Here is a 2,906-nt window from a genome sequence, read left to right on the forward strand (position 1 = left end):
TTACAACCATTATATGGTAATATATGGAAATATTTTATGTTACAACAATTCATATAAAAAATTTTTTACCTTCATCTAATGGGAAGATGGTGAGTTTTTAAAAAACCTAAAAATACTTGACGCGATCAAAATTAATGAAAATTCTTGACATCGGATTTCCTCTGAATTATAATTACAAAAGTATAAATTCCAAAAAACTTAATTATTGCTTTCAAGAATTAAGAATAATAGCGCTTATTCATGAATAATAAATTCATAATAAAAGAAGAATTTTATTGGTAAGAGGGGAGAAAAAAGATGGCGAATAAAAAAGAAGTTGTTTTGACTCAGGAAGGGTTAAAAAAATTGGAAGAAGAATTGGAGTATTTAAAATCCGTAAGGAGAAAAGAAGTTGCAGACAGGATCAAACAGGCAATTGCCTTTGGAGATATTAGTGAAAATTCAGAATACGATGAAGCCAAAAATGAGCAGGCCTTTGTAGAAGGGAAAATAGCTATGATTGAAGAAAAACTCCGCAATGCCAAGGTTATAGATGATGCTGATATTTCAACGGAGGTTGTCACACTGGGCTCTAAAGTGCTGATAAAAGACCTTGAAACAAATGAAACCATTGAATATACCCTCGTAAGTTCGGCAGAAGCAAATCCTATAGAATATAAAATATCCAATGAGTCTCCCGTAGGTAAGGCTTTAATGGGCGCAAAAAAGGGAGATGTGGTGGAAGTCCAGGTACCCATAGGAAAAATCAAATATAAAATAGAGGAGATAAAAAAATAAAATTAAATAGATGGAGGGTAAAGGATGGAACACTTTGAAAGCGAGATAAACGAACTTATCAAGGCAAGAATTGATAAATTGGAAGAATTAAGATCTATGGGAATAAATCCCTACGGTCAAAAATATGAAAGGACTCATAATTGTCAGGAAATAAAGGATGAATTTGAAAAATTAGAAGGCCAGCAGGCTAAAATAGCAGGAAGAATAATGGCGGTAAGGGAACACGGAAAAGCGGCCTTTTTTGATATTCAGGATGAAAAAGGCCGCTTGCAGGTTTATATTAAAAAAGACAGGGTAGGAGATTTTACCTTTGAGCTTTTTAAAAAGTTAGACATAGGGGATATAATAGGAGTAGAAGGAACGATATTTAGAACTCATAAAGGAGAAATTTCGCTAAATGCGGAAAAATTAGTTCTCCTTTCTAAATCCCTCCGGCCTCTTCCGGAAAAATGGCATGGGCTAAAAGATGTGGATTTAAGGTATAGACAGAGATACCTGGATTTAATAGTAAATCCGGATGTAAGAAAGACCTTTATCATAAGAAGCAAGATAATAAAGGCCATAAGGGATTACTTGGATAATTTAGGATTTATGGAAGTGGAAACACCTATATTAACCCCAATAGCCGGGGGTGCGGCTGCAAGGCCATTTATAACCCACCATAATGCTTTGGATATTGATTTATATTTGAGGATAGCCACGGAGCTTTACTTAAAAAGACTTATAGTCGGAGGCTTTGAAAAGGTTTATGAGATAGGCAAGGACTTTAGAAATGAAGGCATTTCGATAAAACACAATCCCGAATTTACCATGATCGAACTTTACCAGGCTTATGCGGATTATAAGGATATGATGGAACTTACGGAGAATCTAATTTCTCATGTGGCACAAAAGGTACTGGGGACAACGAAAATTGTATACCAGGGCGAGGAAATCGACCTTACACCCCCCTGGACAAAAATGACGATGGTAGAAGCGGTTAAAAAATATACGGGAATTGATTTTGATGAGGTTAAAACCGATGAAGAAGCTCGAAAAATAGCCAAGGATTTAAATGTGGAAATAGGGGAAAAGGATACAAAAGGGAAAATCCTTAACATTATTTTTGAGGAAAAAGTAGAAGGGCATCTGGTACAACCCACTTTTATTCTTGATTATCCCATAGAGATATCGCCTCTTGCTAAAAGAAAAGAGGACAACCCCGATTTTACATACCGCTTTGAGCTATTTATAACTCGAAGGGAAATGGCGAATGCTTTTTCGGAATTAAATGATCCAATAGACCAGAGGGAGAGATTCTTGCAGCAGCTTAAAGAAAGGGAAGCAGGAGACGAAGAAGCCCATATGTTTGATGAGGATTTTGTAAACGCTCTGGAATACGGAATGCCTCCAACGGGAGGACTCGGGATTGGCATAGACAGACTCGTTATGCTCTTAACCGATTCCTACTCTATCAGGGATGTAATATTATTCCCGACCATGAGACCAAAAGCATAGCTTATTTAGGCTATCCACCTTTTAAGAGGTGGATAGTTTTTTTACCCCGGACAGTACAGTATTAAAACTATGGTAAGGCGGGATGGAATAAAGAGGAATAATAATAATTTTTAGAGGAAATACTAATTTACGTGGAAAGATTAAATCGATAAAATAAACACGAAAATAGTATATTTATTTTTGCTTGTAAGAGCAAACATTTAAAAAAGTAAGCATAATAACCTTAATGAAAGATTATAAGAAATAATTGTCGAATAAGGCGGTTTTTGATGATTGAAAACACGGCTCTATTTATGATATATTACAAAAGCGCGCCGGTGAGGCGCAAGATACGAAGGATAAGACGGGCAAAAAGAAAAGGCAAACGGACTTGACAAAAGACGAAGCAGCTGATACAATATAAAACTGTGGCGTTGGAAAGCGCCATGGACCTTGGAAACTGAACAGTGTCACGCCTGAGAGTTTCAAAGAAAAGGTGTGTAAGAGAAGAAGAGCTTAAAGGATTTAACTTGAGAGTTTGATCCTGGCTCAGGACGAACGCTGGCGGCGTGCCTAACACATGCAAGTCGAGCGGAGGTGTTGGAAGGTGAAAGCCGGAAGACACCTTAGCGGCGGACGGGTGAGTAACACGT

General features: G+C 37.1%; 2 protein-coding genes and 1 rRNA gene. All 3 read left to right on the forward strand.

All coding sequences use genetic code 11. The features are described from left to right. Positions 1–297: 297 nt before the first annotated feature. On the forward strand, positions 298–777 hold the full coding sequence (gene greA, locus ATZ99_RS00070) for a transcription elongation factor GreA (RefSeq protein ID WP_068747222.1): 480 nt from the start codon (positions 298–300) through the stop codon (positions 775–777). Positions 778–801: 24 nt separating this feature from the next. Next, on the forward strand, positions 802–2,274 hold the full coding sequence (gene lysS, locus ATZ99_RS00075) for a lysine--tRNA ligase (protein WP_068747223.1): 1,473 nt from the start codon (positions 802–804) through the stop codon (positions 2,272–2,274). Positions 2,275–2,779: 505 nt separating this feature from the next. Then, a 16S ribosomal RNA gene (locus tag ATZ99_RS00080) occupies positions 2,780–2,906 on the forward strand; the annotation flags it as partial.

Origin of the sequence: Thermovenabulum gondwanense, assembly GCF_001601575.1 — a bacterium.
GTDB lineage: Bacteria > Bacillota > Thermosediminibacteria > Thermosediminibacterales > Thermosediminibacteraceae > Thermovenabulum > Thermovenabulum gondwanense.